Source organism: Blautia caccae (genome assembly GCF_040095955.1).
GTDB classification, from domain to species: Bacteria; Bacillota; Clostridia; order Lachnospirales; family Lachnospiraceae; genus Blautia; species Blautia celeris.
In genome coordinates this window covers 1-18823 of record NZ_JBBMFP010000037.1, presented here as the reverse complement: position 1 = coordinate 18823, position 18823 = coordinate 1, and the positions used below count along the sequence as shown (strand labels likewise).

Annotated in this window: 15 protein-coding genes; 11 read left to right on the top strand and 4 right to left on the bottom strand. The window is 49.1% G+C overall.

What is annotated here, in order from left to right:
- Positions 1 to 69: 69 nt before the first annotated feature.
- The 6 genes from WMO65_RS24830 (at position 70) to WMO65_RS24805 (ending at position 7208) form a co-directional block, all read left to right on the top strand.
- The gene (locus tag WMO65_RS24830; protein ID WP_148393878.1) at positions 70 to 1521 is read left to right on the top strand and encodes an NAD(P)/FAD-dependent oxidoreductase; all 1452 of its coding nucleotides are present in this window, start codon (positions 70 to 72) and stop codon (positions 1519 to 1521) included.
- Positions 1493 to 2161 (top strand): response regulator transcription factor, encoded by a 669-nt coding sequence (locus tag WMO65_RS24825; RefSeq protein ID WP_033139603.1) that lies wholly within the window; start codon positions 1493 to 1495, stop codon positions 2159 to 2161. The genes WMO65_RS24830 and WMO65_RS24825 overlap by 29 nt, the downstream gene beginning before the upstream one ends.
- Positions 2158 to 3168, top strand: coding sequence for a sensor histidine kinase (locus WMO65_RS24820; protein WP_148393877.1), 1011 nt, complete (start codon positions 2158 to 2160; stop codon positions 3166 to 3168). Before WMO65_RS24825 ends, WMO65_RS24820 begins: the two co-directional genes overlap by 4 nt.
- A gap of 68 nt (positions 3169 to 3236) precedes the next feature.
- Positions 3237 to 4004: an ABC transporter ATP-binding protein gene (locus WMO65_RS24815; RefSeq protein ID WP_033139605.1), complete on the top strand. Its 768-nt coding sequence runs from the start codon at positions 3237 to 3239 to the stop codon at positions 4002 to 4004.
- On the top strand, positions 3994 to 6033 hold the full coding sequence (locus WMO65_RS24810; RefSeq protein ID WP_187370707.1) for an FtsX-like permease family protein: 2040 nt from the start codon (positions 3994 to 3996) through the stop codon (positions 6031 to 6033). Before WMO65_RS24815 ends, WMO65_RS24810 begins: the two co-directional genes overlap by 11 nt.
- A 77-nt stretch (positions 6034 to 6110) precedes the next feature.
- Positions 6111 to 7208, top strand: a complete 1098-nt coding sequence (locus WMO65_RS24805; protein WP_103732431.1) for a glycerol dehydrogenase — start codon at positions 6111 to 6113, stop codon at positions 7206 to 7208.
- On the opposite strand, the gene WMO65_RS24800 is transcribed toward WMO65_RS24805, so the two are convergent.
- A complete protein-coding gene (locus tag WMO65_RS24800) occupies positions 7209 to 8417 on the bottom strand; it encodes an AraC family transcriptional regulator (protein ID WP_187370706.1) in 1209 nt (402 codons plus the stop codon). It abuts the gene before it with no gap.
- A 150-nt stretch (positions 8418 to 8567) separates the two neighbouring features.
- On the opposite strand from WMO65_RS24800, the gene WMO65_RS24795 reads away from it, so the two are divergent.
- The 5 genes from WMO65_RS24795 (at position 8568) to WMO65_RS24775 (ending at position 14501) form a co-directional block, all read left to right on the top strand.
- Positions 8568 to 9737 (top strand): glycoside hydrolase family 5 protein, encoded by a 1170-nt coding sequence (locus tag WMO65_RS24795; protein WP_033139608.1) that lies wholly within the window; start codon positions 8568 to 8570, stop codon positions 9735 to 9737.
- 45 nt (positions 9738 to 9782) lie between these two features.
- Positions 9783 to 11180: an MFS transporter gene (locus tag WMO65_RS24790; RefSeq protein ID WP_148393871.1), complete on the top strand. Its 1398-nt coding sequence runs from the start codon at positions 9783 to 9785 to the stop codon at positions 11178 to 11180.
- Positions 11181 to 11191: 11 nt separating this feature from the next.
- Positions 11192 to 12826 carry a glycoside hydrolase family 43 protein gene (locus WMO65_RS24785; RefSeq protein WP_148393869.1) on the top strand — a complete coding sequence of 545 codons (1635 nt, stop codon included), beginning with the start codon at positions 11192 to 11194 and terminating at the stop codon, positions 12824 to 12826.
- Positions 12827 to 12996: 170 nt separating this feature from the next.
- On the top strand, positions 12997 to 14292 hold the full coding sequence (locus WMO65_RS24780; RefSeq protein WP_103732552.1) for an HD-GYP domain-containing protein: 1296 nt from the start codon (positions 12997 to 12999) through the stop codon (positions 14290 to 14292).
- Positions 14293 to 14345: 53 nt separating this feature from the next.
- A complete protein-coding gene (locus WMO65_RS24775; protein ID WP_156120802.1) occupies positions 14346 to 14501 on the top strand; it encodes a hypothetical protein in 156 nt (51 codons plus the stop codon).
- 46 nt (positions 14502 to 14547) lie between these two features.
- Here the strand turns inward: WMO65_RS24775 and WMO65_RS24770 are convergent, their stop codons facing one another.
- From WMO65_RS24770 to WMO65_RS24760, 3 genes are all read right to left on the bottom strand, one after another.
- Positions 14548 to 14931: a BlaI/MecI/CopY family transcriptional regulator gene (locus tag WMO65_RS24770; protein WP_033139611.1), complete on the bottom strand. Its 384-nt coding sequence runs from the start codon at positions 14929 to 14931 to the stop codon at positions 14548 to 14550.
- A 94-nt stretch (positions 14932 to 15025) separates the two neighbouring features.
- Positions 15026 to 16819 carry a BlaR1 family beta-lactam sensor/signal transducer gene (locus WMO65_RS24765; protein ID WP_187370705.1) on the bottom strand — a complete coding sequence of 598 codons (1794 nt, stop codon included), beginning with the start codon at positions 16817 to 16819 and terminating at the stop codon, positions 15026 to 15028.
- 212 nt (positions 16820 to 17031) lie between these two features.
- Positions 17032 to 18222, bottom strand: a complete 1191-nt coding sequence (locus WMO65_RS24760; protein WP_148393865.1) for an MFS transporter — start codon at positions 18220 to 18222, stop codon at positions 17032 to 17034.
- Between the last annotated feature and the right edge of the window lie 601 nt (positions 18223 to 18823).

The following is an 18823-nucleotide window of genomic DNA, read 5'->3' as shown; positions in this document are numbered from 1 at the left end:
AGCAACGAGCCAAGTGGGAGCCTGCTCACATTTGGCGACTGCGACAAGCGTTAGCAAGGGAGGCAGAATATGGATAAAAATTATGATGTGATCATTATCGGCGCAGGCCCTTCGGGAATCTTCTGTGCCTATGAATTAAAGCGCCAAAATCCGCGGCTCAAGGTCCTGATGATCGAAAAGGGAAGATGCATAGAAAAACGCCGCTGTCCCAAACGGACCACCAATGTCTGCGCAGGCTGCAAACCCTGCTCCATCACAACAGGGTTTGCCGGAGCAGGGGCATTTTCAGACGGTAAGCTCTCCCTGTCACCGGATGTGGGCGGCACGCTGCCGGAAATCCTGGGCTATGAAAAGGCGGAGAAGCTGATCCATGAGGCGGATGAGATCTACCTGAAGTTCGGAGCGGACAGGAAGGTATACGGAATAGATGACCAGGCAGCCATATGGGATATCCGTACAAAAGCCATCCGCGCCAATTTAAAGCTTATAGAATGCCCCATCCGCCATCTGGGTACAGAGGAAGGCTATAAGATCTATACACGCCTGCAGGAGCATCTTCTGGCGGAAGGCGTGGAAATTCTGTTTATGACCATGGTAAAGGATATTCTCATTGAGGACGGGAAAGTAAAAGGTGTGGTGACAGACAAACAGGAGACCTTTTACGCGCCCCAGATCGCAGCCGGTGTTGGCCGGGAAGGTTCGGAGTGGTTTGCAGGTGTCTGCAGCGGACATCACATAGAGACGAGAAACGGTACCGTGGATGTGGGTGTCCGTGTGGAAGTCCGGGATGAGATCATGAAGGAATTAAATGAAAAGCTGTACGAAGCGAAACTGGTCTACTATACCCCAACCTTTGATGACAAGGTGAGGGTTTTCTGTACAAACCCCTCCGGTGAAGTTTCAGCGGAATACTATGAGAACGGCCTGGCCGTGGTCAACGGTCATGCGTACAAATCCAAGGAAAAAAAGACGCACAACACAAACTTTGCCCTGCTGGTTTCTAAGAATTTCACAGAGCCTTTCCGCTCTCCCGTCGAGTACGGCAAGCACATTGCACAGCTCGGCAACATGTTAAGTGACGGAAAAATCCTGCTGCAGAGATACGGAGACTTTAAGAGAGGCAGGAGAACGACCGCTGAGAGGCTTACAAGAAACAATATTATCCCCACACTGAAGGATGCGGTTCCCGGGGATTTATCTCTGGTACTACCCCACAGGATCATGGTGGCAGTGGTGGAGATGATCGAGGCGCTGGATAAGGTGACACCGGGGATTGCAAGCGATGAGACTCTGCTCTATGGGGTGGAAGTCAAATTCTATTCCAACAAAGTCCTGGTCAACACAGAATTTGAGACAAATATCAAAGGGCTGCGTTCCATGGGAGACGGCGCATCCATTACAAGAGGACTGATGCAGGCATCTGCCAACGGTCTGAGTACAGCGCGTGCCATATTAAAGACATTTGGGGAGCAGCAGGAAGGAGACAGGGCCAATGATGAGACTTCTGATCGCGGAAGATGATGAGGTGCTCAGAAGAGAGTTGTCCAGGGACCTGGAAAGCCATGGATATGAGACGGCGGTGCCTGAGCGCTTTGAAGATGTGGAGGATATTGTAAAAGAAGGGAAGGTCCATCTCGTTCTCCTGGATGTAACGCTTCCGGGAAGGGACGGATATGAGATATGCAGAAGTATCCGGCGCTTTTCCAGAATCCCCATTCTCTTTCTGACCAGCAGGGATACGGATATGGATGAGCTGTACGGCATGACCATGGGCGGGGATGACTTTGTCCGCAAGCCTTATAAAATGCCCATACTGCTTGCCAGAATTGAAGCCCTTATTCGCCGCAGCTACCCGGATGCGGGGACAGAGAGAGAAATCCTGTGGCAGGACTTCCGCTTACTGCCCGCCAAGGGAAAACTGTGCAGGGGAGAGCGGGAGGTCATACTGACCAGGCAGGAGACACTTCTCTTATCCTGCCTTTTTGCCCGTCCCGGTGAAGTGATCCGGAGAGTGGATTTTATAGAGGAGCTGTGGGACAACCAGGTTTTTATTGATGACAATACGCTCAGCGTCCATATGACCCGGCTCAGAGGGAAATTAAAGGAACTGGACGCAGGAGACCTGATCGTTACCCGGTACGGGCAGGGGTATTTGATATGAGCGGGCGTATGTATTGGCGGCAGCAGGCAGTACCTGTATTTGTGCAGGTGCTCTGCCTGTGTGCTGCCTCTTTGTATCTGCGGGCCCTTGGTCTTACATGGCTGCAGCTCATCCCTCTTGCAGGGGCCTATATGGGTGGTATTGTGCTGTGGAACCTGCTGCATTTTTTGAGAAAACGAAAGTATTTTCATAAAATGGCAGTTTTAATGGAAAGCCTGGATAAAAAGTATCTCTTTCCCATGGTATGGAAGGATGCGGATACCTGGGAGGAGGCAGGCTATTACTGTCTGATGAAAGAATGTACGAAATCCATGCTGGAGGAGACAGAGGAGGCCCAAAGGCTGCAAAAGGAATACAGGGAGCGGCTGGAAACCTTTGTCCATGATATGAAGCAGCCCATTTCCGTGGTCTCCCTCATTGCCGGAAGGGAAAAGACGCAGGATAACAGGGCCATACTTCTGGAACTGGAAAAAATGAACCACCTCTCAGAGCAGATTCTGTATTTCGGGCGCAGTGAAAGCTCCCACTCGGACTTTCGGATACAGAAGGTGGATACAGGGGCGGTAATCCGGGAGTGCCTGTCCATGAACAAGCAGCTTCTGATACAAAACCGGGTTTCCCTGGATATTCCGGAGGCCATACCAAAAGTCTATGCAGATGAGAAGGCACTTTTATTTGTTTTAAACCAGATCGTTTACAATGCGGTCACTTATAAAAAGGCAGGGGAGGTTCCTCAAATAGCCTTCTCCTTTTTCGCCGCCGGAGACAATAAGCTGCTCCTGCACATCCGGGATAACGGCTGCGGCATTTCTTCGGAAGACCTGCCCAGGGTTTTTGAGAAAGGATTTACAGGAAAAAACGGCAGGGAGAATCGCCGCTCCACAGGTATGGGGCTTTATCTGTGTAAAAAAATATGTGACGGGCTCGGCATTGGCCTTAGTGTCTGTTCCGAGGAAGGGGTCTATACCCGGTTCACCATCTGCCTTTCGATTCTTACGGAAAAGTAAGATTTTGGCAAGAATGTAAGATACATTGAAAAAAGCAGATATGATATTCTGTACCTGAGGTGATAAATATGGAACCATTACTGAATATTACACACGTCTCCAAATATTATGGGGAGAACGCAAATGTGACCAAGGCATTGGATGATGTCTGCTTTACGGTGGAACCCGGCGAATTTGTGGGGATTATGGGGGCCAGCGGCTCCGGAAAGACCACCATGCTCCAGTGTATCTCCACACTGGATGAACCAACCGGCGGACAGATCCTGCTGGACAAAAAAGATATTACAAAGCTGACAGAGCGGGAGATCGCGCATTTCAGAAGCAAAAACCTGGGCTTTGTATTCCAGGAGTACAATCTTCTGGATACCCTGACTTTGGGGGAGAACATTGAACTGGCCCTGACCATACGCAGAGCGCCGAAGGAAGAAATCGGAAAGAAGGTGGAGGCGGTTGCCGGCAAGCTGGGAATCCTCTCTGAGCTGAACAAATTCCCCTATGAGGTTTCCGGAGGACAGAAGCAGCGCTGTGCCTGTGCCAGAGCCCTGGTCAATGAACCGCGCCTGCTGCTGGCAGATGAGCCTACCGGGGCCCTGGATTCCGCATCCAGCGCCATGCTTTTGGAGACCATGGAGGAACTGAACCGGGATATGGGGATCACGATCCTCATGGTTACCCACGATGCATTTACAGCCAGCCACTGCAGCAGGATCCTTTTCCTTCGGGACGGGCGGATCTTCACAGAGATGCGGAAGGGGAAAAAAGACAGAAAAGCATTCTTCCAGGAAATCCTGGATGTGATGTCCATGTTAGGCGGTGATGTTGCCCATGTACGCTAAACTGGCTATACGAAATGTAAAACGGAGTATGGGGGACTATGCCATCTATGTGCTGACCCTTGTCCTGAGCATCACCCTGATCTTTGCCTATAACTCCCTGCTGTTTTCCGATGCCATAAATTCCTTCAGCAAGCTGATGCGGCCTATGATGTCCATTCTCGTATGCGTGACGGTGATGGTGGTGCTGATTCTGGGATGGCTGATCACTTACATCACTCATTTTATCTTTGAGCAGAGAAGCCGGGAATTTGCCTGTTATATGACCATGGGGATGGAGCGTCCGGCCATGAGCCGCCTTTTTCTCATTGAACAGCTTTTGATCGGCAGTGCGGCGCTGGCAGCAGGCATTCTGCTGGGAAATGTCTTTTATCTGGCACTTAGCCAGGTGATTTTTAAAATGTTTGACAGAGCCTATTATATGGACCTGTCCTTTCAGTTCCCGGCAATTGGTCTGACAGTCCTGTGCTTTTTTCTTATGTTTGTATTCTGCCTTTTCAAGCAGAACCGGATTCTTAAAAAAGTGAAAATAAAGGAACTGATGAATTACAGCAGGCAGAATGAAGGCGGAGGGGCAAAAAGCGGAAAACACATCCGATTAAAAATGACAGGAGCCGTGGCCCTGGGATTACTGGGCCTGATTTGTCTGTATGTGGCGTTTACTGTAAGAATTGATGTATTTTCAGGCTTTGCCAACATGTTTCTTATGGCAGCAGGTATTATTCTGCAGGGGGCAAGTCTTATGCTTTTTTACCGGCATCTTGCCAACTGGATACTGCTTCGGTATAAAAAGAGCAGAAAGAGGCTGCATCATCTCAATATCTTTTTCTACCGCCAGCTCACAGCCCGTCTGAACACCAACGGCAGACAGTTGGGGGTCCTATCCATTTTGCTGCTGTTCACCTTTATGGGGCTTGGAGGCGCCTCCTTTATGGCAAATGCCTATGAGGACGCCCTGGAGAAAACGGTGCCCTTTGACGTGGAAGTTACACAGCATTACGGCAGACTGGATGCAGAGACATGCCGGAGTTTTGTGGGAAAACACAGCGAGATAACAGAAGACCTGGCCTATGACATCTATCAGATGGAGGACAGCACCATCATCGTGGAAATGCTCGGCCGCAAGCAGGAGGAAGTGGAGGGATTCGAGGATTGGGCGGCGGAGACCAATATGGACCGCTGCATTCGATTATCGGATTACAACAAACTCAGGGAACTGCTCGGGAAGAAGCCCATCTCTCTTTCTGAGGATGAATACGCGATCCAGACCCAGGAAACCTATTATAAAAAGAAGCTGGAGAAGGCAGAACGCACCCTTTTAACAGGGGGCAGAAAATACCGTCTAAGCGAAGTGCTGGAAGGGCCTTTTGCGCAGGCTAATATGAATGAGAGCGGATTCGGCACGAGCACCATTCTGATTCTGCCGGATGCTGCCTGTGCTTCCATGACACATTCCAGAGGATGTTATGTGGCAATGGTAAAGGACAGAGAGAACACGGATTATCAGGATGCCCTTCAGAAAACCATAGAAAAGACCGCAGGCCACGACGGCCCCAGCTTTATTATGGCGTGTACCTATAAAGGCCAGAAGCAGGAGCTGCAGTCTATCTATATGATGACAGCCTTCATCTGCTGTTATGCTGCATTTATCTGTATCTTTATCTGTGCCACAATTCTGGCAGTACAGCTTTTGAGCAGCAGCAGGAAATACCGTTATCAGTATGACCAGTTAAGAAGAATGGGGACCACAGACACCGAGATCCGAAAACTTACGGTAAGGCAGAGCGCCGTGTATTTCTTTCTTCCCATGGCACTTCCCCTGTTTTTCCTGTTTCTCTATATGGCCGGTATCGGTTTGGCCTTTCCGGTTCAGCGCAGTATGCTCATTGCCTCCTTTGGGGCAGCAGTGGCGATCTTTCTGGTGGTGTACGGGTGTTATCTGCTGGTCACCTGTCTGCAGTACCAGAAAAATGTGCTGAAAGGCACAAAGCAGTACCACCTCCGTGATTTTGTCCTGAATGACAGGAAATAGATTGTATTTTCTGCGGAAAAAAGTTATAATGAATCTGTAGTATGTTAAATTAATGACAAACAGGAGGTATGTAAGATATGGCAAAAATATTGAGCAGTCCCGGAAAATATGTGCAGGGCGCAGGAGAGCTGAAAAAGCTTGGCACCTATGCGGAAGGTCTTGGGAAAAACGCGCTTATATTGATCAGTAAGGGCGGCTATAAAAGAATCGGCAAAGAGATTGAGAAGAGTTTTGCGGATGCTGACTGTACCCTGTATTTCGACTATTTTAACGGGGAATGCTCCAAAAACGAGATCAACCGTCTGAAAAAGATCATGGAAGAAAAAGGCTGTGACCTGGTCATCGGTATCGGCGGAGGCAAGATTTTTGATACCGCCAAAGCTGCCGCGTATTATGAGAACACGCCGGTGATCATCTGCCCGACCATTGCCTCCACAGATGCGCCCTGCAGCGCATTGTCAGTGATCTATACAGATGAAGGGGTATTTGAGGAATACCTGTTCCTGCCAAAGAACCCGGACATGGTGCTGATGGATACAGAGGTCATCACAAAATCCCCGGTGCGCCTGACCGTAGCCGGCATGGGAGATGCCCTGGCTACATATTTTGAGGCCCGTGCCTGTGCCGCAAGCGATGCCCAGACCTGTGTAAATGGCAAATCCACAGGCGCAGCCATGGCTCTGGCAAAATTATGCTTTGACACACTGATGGAGGAAGGTGTGAAGGCTAAAATCGCTCTGGAGGCAGGTGCCTGCACAGAGGCAGTGGAAAAAGTCATTGAGGCGAACACACTGCTCTCCGGTATCGGTTTTGAGAGCGGCGGACTTGCAGGCGCCCATGCCATCCACAACGGATTTACCGTACTGGAAGAATGCCATTCCATGTACCACGGGGAGAAGGTGGCTTTCGGCACCATCACACAGCTTGTGCTTGAAAACATCCCTGCAGAGGAGCTGGAGATGATCATTGACTTCTGCATCGAAGTGGGCCTGCCTGTCACCCTGAAAGAGCTGGGCGTCAAAGAGGTGACTCCTGAAAAAGTCATGGCAGTGGCAGAGGCTGCCTGCGCAGAGAACGATACTCTCCACAACATGCCTTTCCAGGTGACACCGGAGACCGTATCCGCTGCGATCCTGGCAGCCGATGCCTATGGACGCTATTTCTTGGGAGAGTGATCAGGAGGTAAACTGCCGGACACCGTATGTGTTCCGGTACTCACTGAGGGTGAAGCCGGTGAGCTTTTTGAACTGCTTTCCAAGGTGGCTCTGGGAGGAAAAACCCAGGTATGCGGCAATTTCGATATAGGAATATCCGGAATAGGTCAGCATATTTTTGGCCAGACCGATCTTCTCACGCAGAATAAAATTTTTGATGGACATTCCCTCGCATTTATGGAACAGTTCAGAGAGATAGCCCGGGTTCATGCCCAAAAAGTCAGCTATCTCCTGTATAGTGATCCTGTCGTGCAGATGGGAAAAGATATAATCTTTGCAGCGGCGGACATGGGGATTCTTTTCTTTGTTCCCTGTGCCGCTTAGCTGCTCTTTCTGTTCTTTCACCATATTGGTATACTGGTACTCAGCCTGCCGCAGCAGATGGGTGATGGAAGCCATATCAGAAGCCTCCTCCACTTTATTGATATAAATATCACTCAGGGAAAAGGAGATTTCAGGCAGGATGCCGCCGCGTATGGCCGCCCGGCTTGCCAGGGTGATCACCACGATACCGATATTTTTCCAGTTGCGCAGCTTGTCTTTTGCCAGAACACCGACATTTCCCGTGTAATCCTCAGCCCAGCTTTTTTCCAGCTGTTTTACATCTCCGTTCTCAATACTGGAGAATTCCCGCAGCTCCTGGTCATAGGGGTTATGTCCTATGGAAGCCTCCTGATTCTCAAACAGCAGATCTGAAAAATGTCTCTGAATCTCTGTATCCAGGGTTTCGTCAATACAGTTAAATACGATCAAATCCCGCTCATTCAAAGTCTGTTCCCAGAAAAGATTATGTATAAGAAGAATATTTACCGATAACTCCGCAAAGTCACAAAACGGCACCGTATCCAGGAAACTCTCATCATAGACAGGCTGTTTATCACAGTGGATGAGACGCACCGGCGTCTTGAGCTTAACCGGGCCGATGATAAACCGGTGTCCCGGAACCGTAACTTTCGCATATATCAGTTTATCTCCGGCAGACAACAAAAGCGGCAGCGTCCCGGAATCCCCAAAGAGCAGATGTTCTTCCAGAGAACCTTCATAAAAACTGCTGTCCGTAAAGTCAGGACGTCCGCAGAATCTCTCCGTCACTTCCTCTTTTTCCCCGTAATCCCGCACGATGGTGTGCAGGCCGTATGAAACGTGCCGCATCAGATAAGGGATATTCATAACAAAGTACCTCCTGTATGGGAATCTATATCCATTATAACAGATAATCTGGGGAAAGTGATAAAAAACCGAAAAAAGTGATATATAAACCGCTGATTTTGTCATAAAATCAAGGCAAATAAAGACAAAGTCCGAAAAGGAGAATGGATTATGTATGTAAAAGGCGTAAATCTGGGAAACTGGCTGGTACTGGAAAAATGGATGAGTCCGGCGCTTTTTGAGGGAACCACAGCGGAGGATGAATACTATCTTCCCAGGCAGCTCTCCAAAGAGGTATATGAGGCGAGAATAAAAATCCACCGTGCGGAGTATATCACGGAGAGGGATTTTACAAGGATCAAATCCATGGGAATGGATGCGGTCAGGATTCCGGTGCCGTATTTTATCTTTGGCGACAGGGAACCTTTCATCGGCTGTGTAGAGGAGCTGGACAAAGCATTTTGCTGGGCAGAGAAATACGGGCTGCAGATATTGATCGACCTGCACACTGCGCCGGACAGCCAGAACGGATTTGACAACGGGGGAATCTCCGGCGTCTGCAAATGGTCCCAGGAGCCGGACGAGGTGGAATTTGAGTTAAGCGTTCTGGAACGGCTGGCGAAGCGCTATGGAACCAGACCGGGTCTGTGGGGCATTGAAATTCTCAATGAGCCCATCCTGGAGGATATGTGGACAACCATGGATGTGGCAAACCGTTATAAACCGGCCGACCCGGAAAAGGCGCGGGGCAGCAGGCCGAACACCATGGAATTTATCCGCAGCTTCTATCTGGAGGCATATGACAGAATCAGAAAATATATGCCGGATGAAAAATATGTGGTGATCCATGACGCCTTTGAGTTAAAAGCCTGGAAAGAGTTCATGCGCGAAGACAAATACAAAAATGTGGTGCTGGATACACACCAGTATCTGATGGTGGCGGAGGCCCTTGGCTGTGAACAGAACGTGGAATCCTACACTGCCTACATCCGCGGGACACTGGCAAAAGACATAGAAGAAATGCAGCAGTATTTTCCGGTCATCTGCGGAGAATGGTGCCTGTTCAACTCTCTTGCCTGCGGCTGTGACACAAAGGGCGGCCAGAGTGTGTTAAACGGTGTGGAAGGAGCACCTGCGGAGGTTGTAAGCCCGGAGGAGAAAAAGCGTATCTACAGCGCGCTTGCCAAAGAACAGTTAGATGCCTGGAAAAAAGGCTCCGGATATTTTTATTGGAGCTATAAGCTTCTGGTGGATACCGTGAACGATGCCGGATGGATCGGATGGGACAGCTGGGATTTCGGAAGATGTACGGATTTCGGATGGTTTCCTAAGGAAGGATAAGCCTTTTGGATAAAATAAAATGCAGTTAAAGGAGAAAAACAGATTATGAAGACAGATATGAATCCCAATGCAAAGTTGTCATTTGTGGAGCGGTTTGGTTACGGTGTGGGAGATTATGCGGGGAACCTGGTGTACTCAGCTATCAGTGCATTCCTGCTTGTGTATTATACCAATGTAGTGGGGGCAAACGCGGCGGCAGCGGCTTCTATCATTGCCATATCGAAAATATTTGACGGGATCTCAGACCTGGTCATGGGATATATCATTGACCATACACACAGCAAATGGGGCAAGGCCCGCCCCTGGATCGCAAGACTCTGTATTCCCCTGGCGGTCTGCACGGTCCTCATGTTCAGTGTGCCTTCCTCCTTTGTGGGAAAAGCACAGCTTGCCTATATGTTTTTGACTTATAATCTGGTTTCCACCATTTTCTATACCGGAATCAACGTGCCTTATGCCACCATGAACGGCCTGATGACCACCAACCAGTATGAGAGAGGGCTTCTGGGCAACTTCAGGATGCTGCTGGCAACAGCAGGGACCATGACCATCAACACAGTGGTACTGAAACTGACCACAGCCTTCGGCGGCGGTGACGCTTACAGCCAGAAGGGATGGACACTGACCTTTGTGCTCTTGATGCTGGTATTTGTAGGGCTGAACCTTTTCATGTTCGGTGTCTGCAGAGAACGCGTGGTGGAACAAAAGAAGACAGAGCAGGCCGAAAAGGAGCAGGTGTCTTTTGTAAAAGGGCTGGCAGGCCTTGTGAAGAACAAATACTGGGTCTTACTTGTCATTGCCCTGTTTGCCATGTATTTCATGATGTCAAGCTTCTTTGGCTCCGCTGTATACTATGCAAAATACAATATGGGGGATGAGAGCTATTATGCGTCCATCTCCAACTGTCTGTCTGTGGCGCAGATCGCCACCATGTTTGTGACGCCTTTTATCATGAAAAAGACAGGGAAACGCAATGTGTTTCTCATGGGCATGCTCATATCCATGGCAGGTTTCCTGCTGACAGGGTTTACCACGGATCTGACGCTGGTATGTGTGCTTTCCGTTGTAAAAGGAATCGGGTTCGGGTTCGGCGCCGCCACTATGTTCGGTGCCCTGCAGGATGCCATCACCTACGGGGAGTGGCTGAACGGCTACGGAACAGCCGGCATGGGAAATGCAGCCTCCTCCTTCTGTATGAAGGTGGGCTCCGGTTTCGGAACCGCGGTTCTCGGATGGGTGTTAAACGCCGGAGGATTCAAGGCAGATGCGGCCGTACAGTCTGCGGCATCACAGTCCGCGATCACCTGGTCTTTTGTGTGGATACCCGCTGTATCCGTCCTGATTGCAGCCATCTGCCTGTGTTTCTTTGACCTGGATAAAAAGTACGAAAAGGCAATAACAGACCTGGCAAAAGGAATACATAAAAGTGATTATGAAAAATAGGAGGGAATGCTATGATCCAAAATCCCATACTTCCCGGATTTCATCCGGACCCCTGTATCTGCAGAAAAGGGGATGATTACTATCTGGCGGTTTCCACCTTTGAATGGTTTCCGGGCATTCCCGTATACCATTCAAAGGATTTAAAACACTGGGAACTGCTCACACATGTACTGACAGATGATGAGAAAGTGGATTTGAAGAAACTGCCCTCGGCAAAGGGCATCTGGGCACCCTGTCTGACTTACTGTGAAGCGGAGGACATGTTCTATGTGGTCTACGGGGTGATGAACTCCATGAATGCCAGGTACTTTGATGTGGACAATTACCTGATCTGTGCCAGGGACATAGAAGGACCCTGGAGTGAGCCGGTCTATCTGCACTCCGCCGGTTTTGACGCTTCTTTGCTGCACGATACGGACGGGCGCAAATGGATCGTCTCCCTGGAGTGGGAGACCAGAGAGGGCTATGAGAAACCGGGCGCCATCTGTCTGGCAGAGTATTCCCCGGAAAAAAAGGCAGTCATCGGTTATCCAAAACGTATCTGGAACGGCGGGACAGACAGGGGATGTATCGAAGCGCCTCATCTTACAAAAAAAGACGGGCGGTATTATATCATGTGCGCGGAGGGCGGCACGGGATACAATCACTGTGTGACTATGGGAAGGGCAGAGAATGTCTGGGGACCTTATGAGAAAGATCCTGAAAATCCCATTGTGACCTCCGCTCCCGGTGTATCCAATGAGCGTCATGACCCGGACCACTTAAAGCCCCAATACTATAACCCGGATTCCGTACTGCAGAAATCAGGTCACGGAAGCTATGTGGAGACCCCAAATGGGGAAGTGTATCTGGTGCATCTGACCGCCAGGCCGTTTGTACCGGAGCTTCGCTGCACACTGGGCAGGGAGACGGCTGTCCAGAAAATGGTATGGACAGAGGATGGCTGGCTTCGCATGGCTGACGGCGGCAGGCTGGCAAAGATGCAGGTGCCTGAGAGCGGCCTTCCAAAGTGTGAGATGCCGAAGATACCGGATTACGACGACTTTGACGCGGACACCCTTGGAAACTGGTATTACGCACCCAGGATCATGCCCCAGTCCTTTGCGGATGTGACAGCCAGGCCGGGATATGTGCGGCTGAGAGGCCAGGAATCCAGAACCTCCTTAAACCGCGTCAGCATTCTGGCAAGAAAGCTCACCTCCCTTCACGCGCGCATCACCACGAAAATGGAGTTTCATCCTGAGATTTACCAGCACAGCGCAGGTCTTATCCTCTATTATGACAATATGAACTATATCAATCTGAGAAAGTATTACAGCCAGACCCTGGGACAAAGTGCCCTGTCTGTTATTTGCCTGGAGAACAGGGAGAAGACGGAATTTACAGATACCAGAACACCTGTGGGGGAAGGACCGGTCTATCTGCGGCTGTATGTGGAGCAGAGGAAGACATGGTTTGAGTGGAGCTGTGACGGAACGGAGTTTCAGAAGATCGGCCGGGTATTCGATACCTCCCGTTTTTCTGATGAATACTGCAGGTACGGGGAATTTACCGGAACCATGGCAGGTCTGACCTGTGCGGACAGGATGTTTCACAGACATTACGCGGATTTTGATTTCTTTGAATACACGGAATCCTATTCCTGATAAAGATAGATTCACTGCCACATGGGCGTCCGGTCTGCCGGGCGCCTTTTGACGGTTTTCTTTTGACTGTGTGTAAGGTATTCATTGTAATTACAGAATAATTATATTATAATAATATCATATTTTTTGGTAATGCGCGCGGTGGAGAAAGCGTATGTTGGAGGTTTTATATGGAGGCAAAAGCAGTTGTCAACAGTAATAATATCAGCGGTCTGATTGAACGGACGCTGAACTATGTGGACCCGAGGCTGGTGGACCACGGAAAAAGGGTGGCATCCCTGGTCTACGGAATGCTGGCAGTGCAGAAAAAGTATTCTGCAAAAGATATCCAGGACATTTGTATCCTTGCCATGCTGCATGATATCGGCGCTTACAAGACCGAGGAGATCAACCGGATGGCCCAGTTTGAATCCGAAGATATCTGGGAACATTCCATCTACGGATATGTGTTTCTTGATAATCTCTCTCCCTTAAAAAACTGGGCCAGGGCAGTTATGTTTCATCATGTGGCAGCAGTCCATCTGCCGGATACGCTGGAAGACAGAATAAGGGAAGCAGCCCAGATGATCAGCCTTGCTGACCGAGTTGACATATACCTTCAGGAACATCCGGATTCCCATAACCTGTTTGGATATCTTGACCGGGTAAGAGGAAGCAAATTTGACGGCAGCATTCTGGATCTGTTTTATGAGGCGGATAATCAGTTCTCTATGCTTGCATGTCTGGATGAGGAGAAAGACTTTCATAAAATCCTTCCGGATGTCCGTCTGTCAGAGCAGGAATGTGAGGATTATTTGAGAATGATGATATATGCCATTGATTTCAGAAGCCAGCATACAGTGACCCACACCATCACAACGACACGCATAAGCTGCTGTGCTGCCAGACATATGGGACTGTCAGAGGAACAGATACATAATATTTTCTATGGGGCGCTTCTGCATGATCTGGGGAAGATCGGAATCCCGGTGGAGATACTGGAGTACCCGGGAAGGCTGAGCAATCAGGCTATGGCTATCATGCGGACCCATGTGGACCGGACGGAGGAAATCCTGGGAGGCACCATAGAGGAAGGGATAACAAGAATCGCCCTCAGGCATCACGAGAAGCTGGACGGAAGCGGATATCCCAGAGGGCTTTGCGGGGAGGAGCTGACCATAGAGGAGCGGATCGTGGCGGTATCGGATATTGTCAGTGCGCTTTTGGGGACCCGCAGCTACAAGGAGGCATTTTCCAAGAACAGGACTCTGTCTATTATAGAGGAGCAGGCCCGGGAAGGAAAGATTGACAAAAGTGTGGTGGAGGTTCTGAGGGAAAACTTCGATGTGGTTCTGGAGGAAGTGGAAGAAAGCTGCAGACCGATTCTGGATACCTATTACGGCCTGCGAAAGGAATACCAGTATCTGCTGGGAAAATATCTGTATGACGGTGCCAAGACCGCAGATAAGGGCAGGAAGGAGTCATAATGCATTGGGACAGGACATAGAATATACTATCCAGAGAGAAGGAGGCACTGCCCATGTCCGTAAATTATAAAGTATCTTATTTTCTCGACCGCTTTGATTTCCCGGTTCCGCAGCAGCTTGTGGAGAAGTATTACAGGTATAAACTGGGACACCCCTGTTTTCTGATGAAACAGAACGGAAGATGGACGATCGTGCCTGTCCGGCAGTAGCAGACAAAAACGGGAGACAGCCATCAGCTGTCTCCCTTAAAATACTTTATTTTTCATGTAAAGACCGCTGTGCCAAAAGCTCCTGGAGATTTTCAATCTCCTGTTCGCTTAATCGGTCTTTTTCGATAAAATTGGCCAGCATGGAGGACAGGCTTCCGTTATAGAAGCGTTTTAAAAAGGAACTGTTCTCATGATCCAGATATTCGTCCTTCTGAACCAGCGGTGTGTAGACAAATACGCGTCCTTCCTTTACATATGTCAGAGCACCTTTCTGGACCAGCCTTTTGATCAGTGTCTGGATGGTTTTGGGGCTCCAGCTTGTAGTCTTTAACAGCATTTCTGTGATTTCATTGGTGTTAATGGGAGCATTCTTCCACACAACCTTCATAACTTCATATTCGGCCTCAGATATCTGGGGTAAATCTTTCATGGTTCAGCCTCCTGGTTTGATAAAGAGATTATAAATATTATATTCTTACGGCATAAGCTTGTCAATCGCAGACGCGTATGGCGATCCTGCCTTTCTAATCCGGCAGAAGCTGCATCTGAGCCAGAATCTCAAGGGCGATCCTGCTGGCAGTCGCCCCGTCAGCGTGGTCTTCCCCCCGGATGTTTACGGCAAAGAAGCTTGGAACACCATGGGTCTCCACATAGCCTGTGAACCAGCCGTTTTTGTCTTTGCCATCAATATTGCCGGTCCCCGTTTTCCCGTAGAGCGTATAGCCGTTTTCCTCTGCAATACACAGGGCCTCCTTCACTGCCTGTATGGAGGATTCCTGAAATCCGAATGTATTGTCATAGAGATCAGCAAGCAGTCTGACCTGCTCAATGGGTGAGATTTTCAGGGAGGATTCCATCCAGAAGGTTTCGGGACCTGCCGACACATCGCTGTTTCCGTACCCGATCTGATCTAAAAAGCCCTGTATGGAAGATAGACCGGCTCTGCTGTCTAACTCCTGAAAATACCAGTTGACTGAATTTTTCATAGCAGATTTTAGATCCTGGTCCTGATTCCAGCTCTCAAAAGGATACACCTCTTCCTTCCAGGGCAGGATTGAAGAATCCGGGGTGATGGTTCCTTTTTCAAGGGCGAGCAGCGCGCTGTATATTTTGTATGTGGAATCCGGAGATATACGTGTACGGCTTTCTTCCTCCCCATAGATGCTCCAGGTATCCGAGGAGGGCTGATACAGCACGAAACTGCCTGCATAGCCTTCAAAGAAAGTATCCAGTTCCAGGGCTTTCGTTTTGCCCTTGGGGGATGTGGAAACGGTCTCTCCCCATGTGGTCACAGACAGGAAAGGCGTGTTTGCCAGTACAAGTATGGCTGCCAAAAATAAAAAGGCAGTGTTCTTTATCCGGACGGTTCCTGTTTCTTTCCGATAAGTGACAATGCCCAGGATTCTTTTCTTCATCTGTTTTTGATTCTCCGCGAATCCGGTGGTCATGGAATATTCAGAGCGGGAGGCATTTGCCGTGTGATGTAAGAGCACAGAGCCATATTCCCGGTAACACCCCTCCTGCAGGATTCCCAGCACGGACGCATCGCAGGCCAGTTCCCTGTCCGCCCGCATCTTCCTGCCTGCCAGCCATACTGCGGGGTTAAACCAGTAAATGATACAAAACAGATTCATAAAAAGATTCACCGCGTGATCCCTGCGGCGGCAGTGCTGGATCTCATGCAGCAGGATATAAGAAAGCGCTTTTGAATCTTCCTCTGACAGATACGCCATGGGAAGAATGATACAGGGGCGAAAGGCCCTGGCAGATACAGGAGATTGGATAAAAGCGCTGGCAAGCAGAGGGAACGGCCTTTTTTGACCGCATTGCTTCAGGCATTTTTTATAAAGCGTGCGTACCGCCTTATTTTGCACAGGGAGGGCGGTTTTGAAAAGCTGATGCAGCTTTTTTGCCGAACGTGCTGTATACCAGAGTATCAGGCACGCACCCAGGAGCCAGACAGCAGATAAAACCAGCAAAAGCGTACTCCCACCGGATTTTTCTGCCTCCAGCGCGTAATCCTGTATCTGCAGGGTGCTTTTTGCTGCAGGCGCGGCAGCGGCAGTCAGAGATTCCACAGCTCTGCCTGCATTTGAAGATAATCTGTTCAGAAAGCCTGCCGGGAAAAAGGTCCGGTTCCGAAATGGCAGAAAAGGAATCGTGAGCATTATAAGATAGATGATCCAAATCTGATATTGTCCCCGTGCCGGAATCTGCTTTTTAAAAAGGCGTTTCATAAGGAAAAAGACCAGGGTGACCAGCATAATGATCACATTGCTGAGCAGAAAACGGAAAATAAATGCCTGTGATATCACCATAATTTCACTCCTTTCGGGGTGCCCGTAAATCATAACGGAATCCTGTTATATTACATTCGTAATAACAAATCTGACTCTATTATAATATAAATGCCGGAAAAGTCAAACGGCATCTGCGGCCAGGTGTTTTTTTACGGTTCAGTGCCCTTACATTTACAGGCAGTCATCCATGCAAAACGCCCTGGTGCCATGGGATGACAGCTACACCTTTTCTACTTAAAACATCGAAAGAGTTTAAAGCAGACAGAGATGGTAAGAACCAGAGCGCCTGCGGCCACAAGGAGATACTGTACCGGAACATAATCTGCCAGAGGGCCGAAAAAGGCCATACCCAGAGGCAGCGCGCAGGAAGTGGAGATCTGCATGAAACTGAAAATCCTGCCATGCATGCCTGGTTCCACTTTTTCCTGGATGGTCACATTGATGGGGGTGTTGTAGCAGGGGGAGGTAACGCCTATCATGGTATTCATGACCAGGTATATGAAAAATACAGGCGCCGTCCCCAGACCGATCATGATCGCCCCGTACACACCTCCGGCCAGAAGAGTGGTCTGCAGATGGTTTTTAAATCCGCCCCAGGAGGCGATGAGGATGCCGCCCAGGACCATGCCGAGGCTGTAGGTCATTTCACTGACCGTGAGCCGCCATACCTCCGGTCCGAAGGTCCTGCTCACCATAAGAGGTGTGAGGAAGGCGGAGGGGCTGATCAGAAACAGGATGATGATCTGAAACAGCATCAGTCTTCTGATAAAAGCATGGTTCTTGATGTAGGAAATACCGCCTGTTATTTTCTGCAGACTGGATTCCTCCACGGCAGATGATTTTGCGTAGGGCGGTATTTTAATGGTAAAAGTAATACTGATGCCGATCATGGCTGTGATCACGTCAATAAAAAGTGCCGCCTCCAGAGGCGCAGCGGAGAGAACGGCGCCTCCGGCTGCCGGTGATAAGAACATCATGAAGGAGGACAGGGTACTGTTGATTCCGTTCATCCTCATGAGATGTTCTTTGGGAACAAGCTGCGGAAAGATGGCGTTCACCGCAGGTGTCTGGATTCCGGTGCCGGCTGAACGGATGATCAGCACAGCAAACAGAAACCAGATGTTCTTATGCCCTGACAAAAAAGCCAGAGCCAGTATAAGCGTGGAACAAGCAATAACGCCGTCTGAGAGCATGATCAACAGCTTCCTGTCATAGCGGTCAATCCATACCCCCGCAAAAAGGGAAATGATGATCTGGGGAAGGAAGCCGCAGAGGGTGGAGATGGTGAGCATTTTTCCTGAAGATGTTGTCAGTGTAATATACCAGACAATCGCGTACTGAACCAGGGAGGAACCGAACAGGGAGATAGTCTGGGCTGTTAAAAATCGAAAGGTCTTTCCTTTCCATGTATTCAAATTCATATTGTAAATACCTCTTTCTGTAAATGATAAAATCTGCTGCCACCCGCATATGGGTACTGTACAGATGCCTCTGCCGGGCAGCAAAAAAGGCAGAGGACATCATAAGCCTCTGCCTGTCAGTCTGCAGACAAAAGGCTGCGGCGAACACATCGCCGCAGCCAGATACAGAACAAGGGTATTCACGGAAAACAGGTACACAAACAAACGCATCAGATAATCCGATACGCACCATACCTGTTTCCCGGTGAATACAGCAGCTCTGCCGCTATCTGAACTCCGTACAATGTCTCACCGGAAACGTTATCTGTACGGAGCTGATTCGTCTTCTCAATTTATCAGTCAAAATAAAGTTCATAAAATCCACCTCATTGGGATGATTTGCTTGTCCTAATGATTACTATAGCATGTAAAAAAGTTCCTTGTCAATGAAGAGTTCGTATATGTTATAATGGACGAAAACGGACACCAGGTGTCATATCGTTCAAGATTTCTTTTTTCCGAAATGCTACAATAGTGAAAATGAAAGACTAACTATTAAAAGTCAAATCTAAAAATGAAGTTTTTTGAATGAATTGCAGAAATGCATTTCAGCTTTATTTGA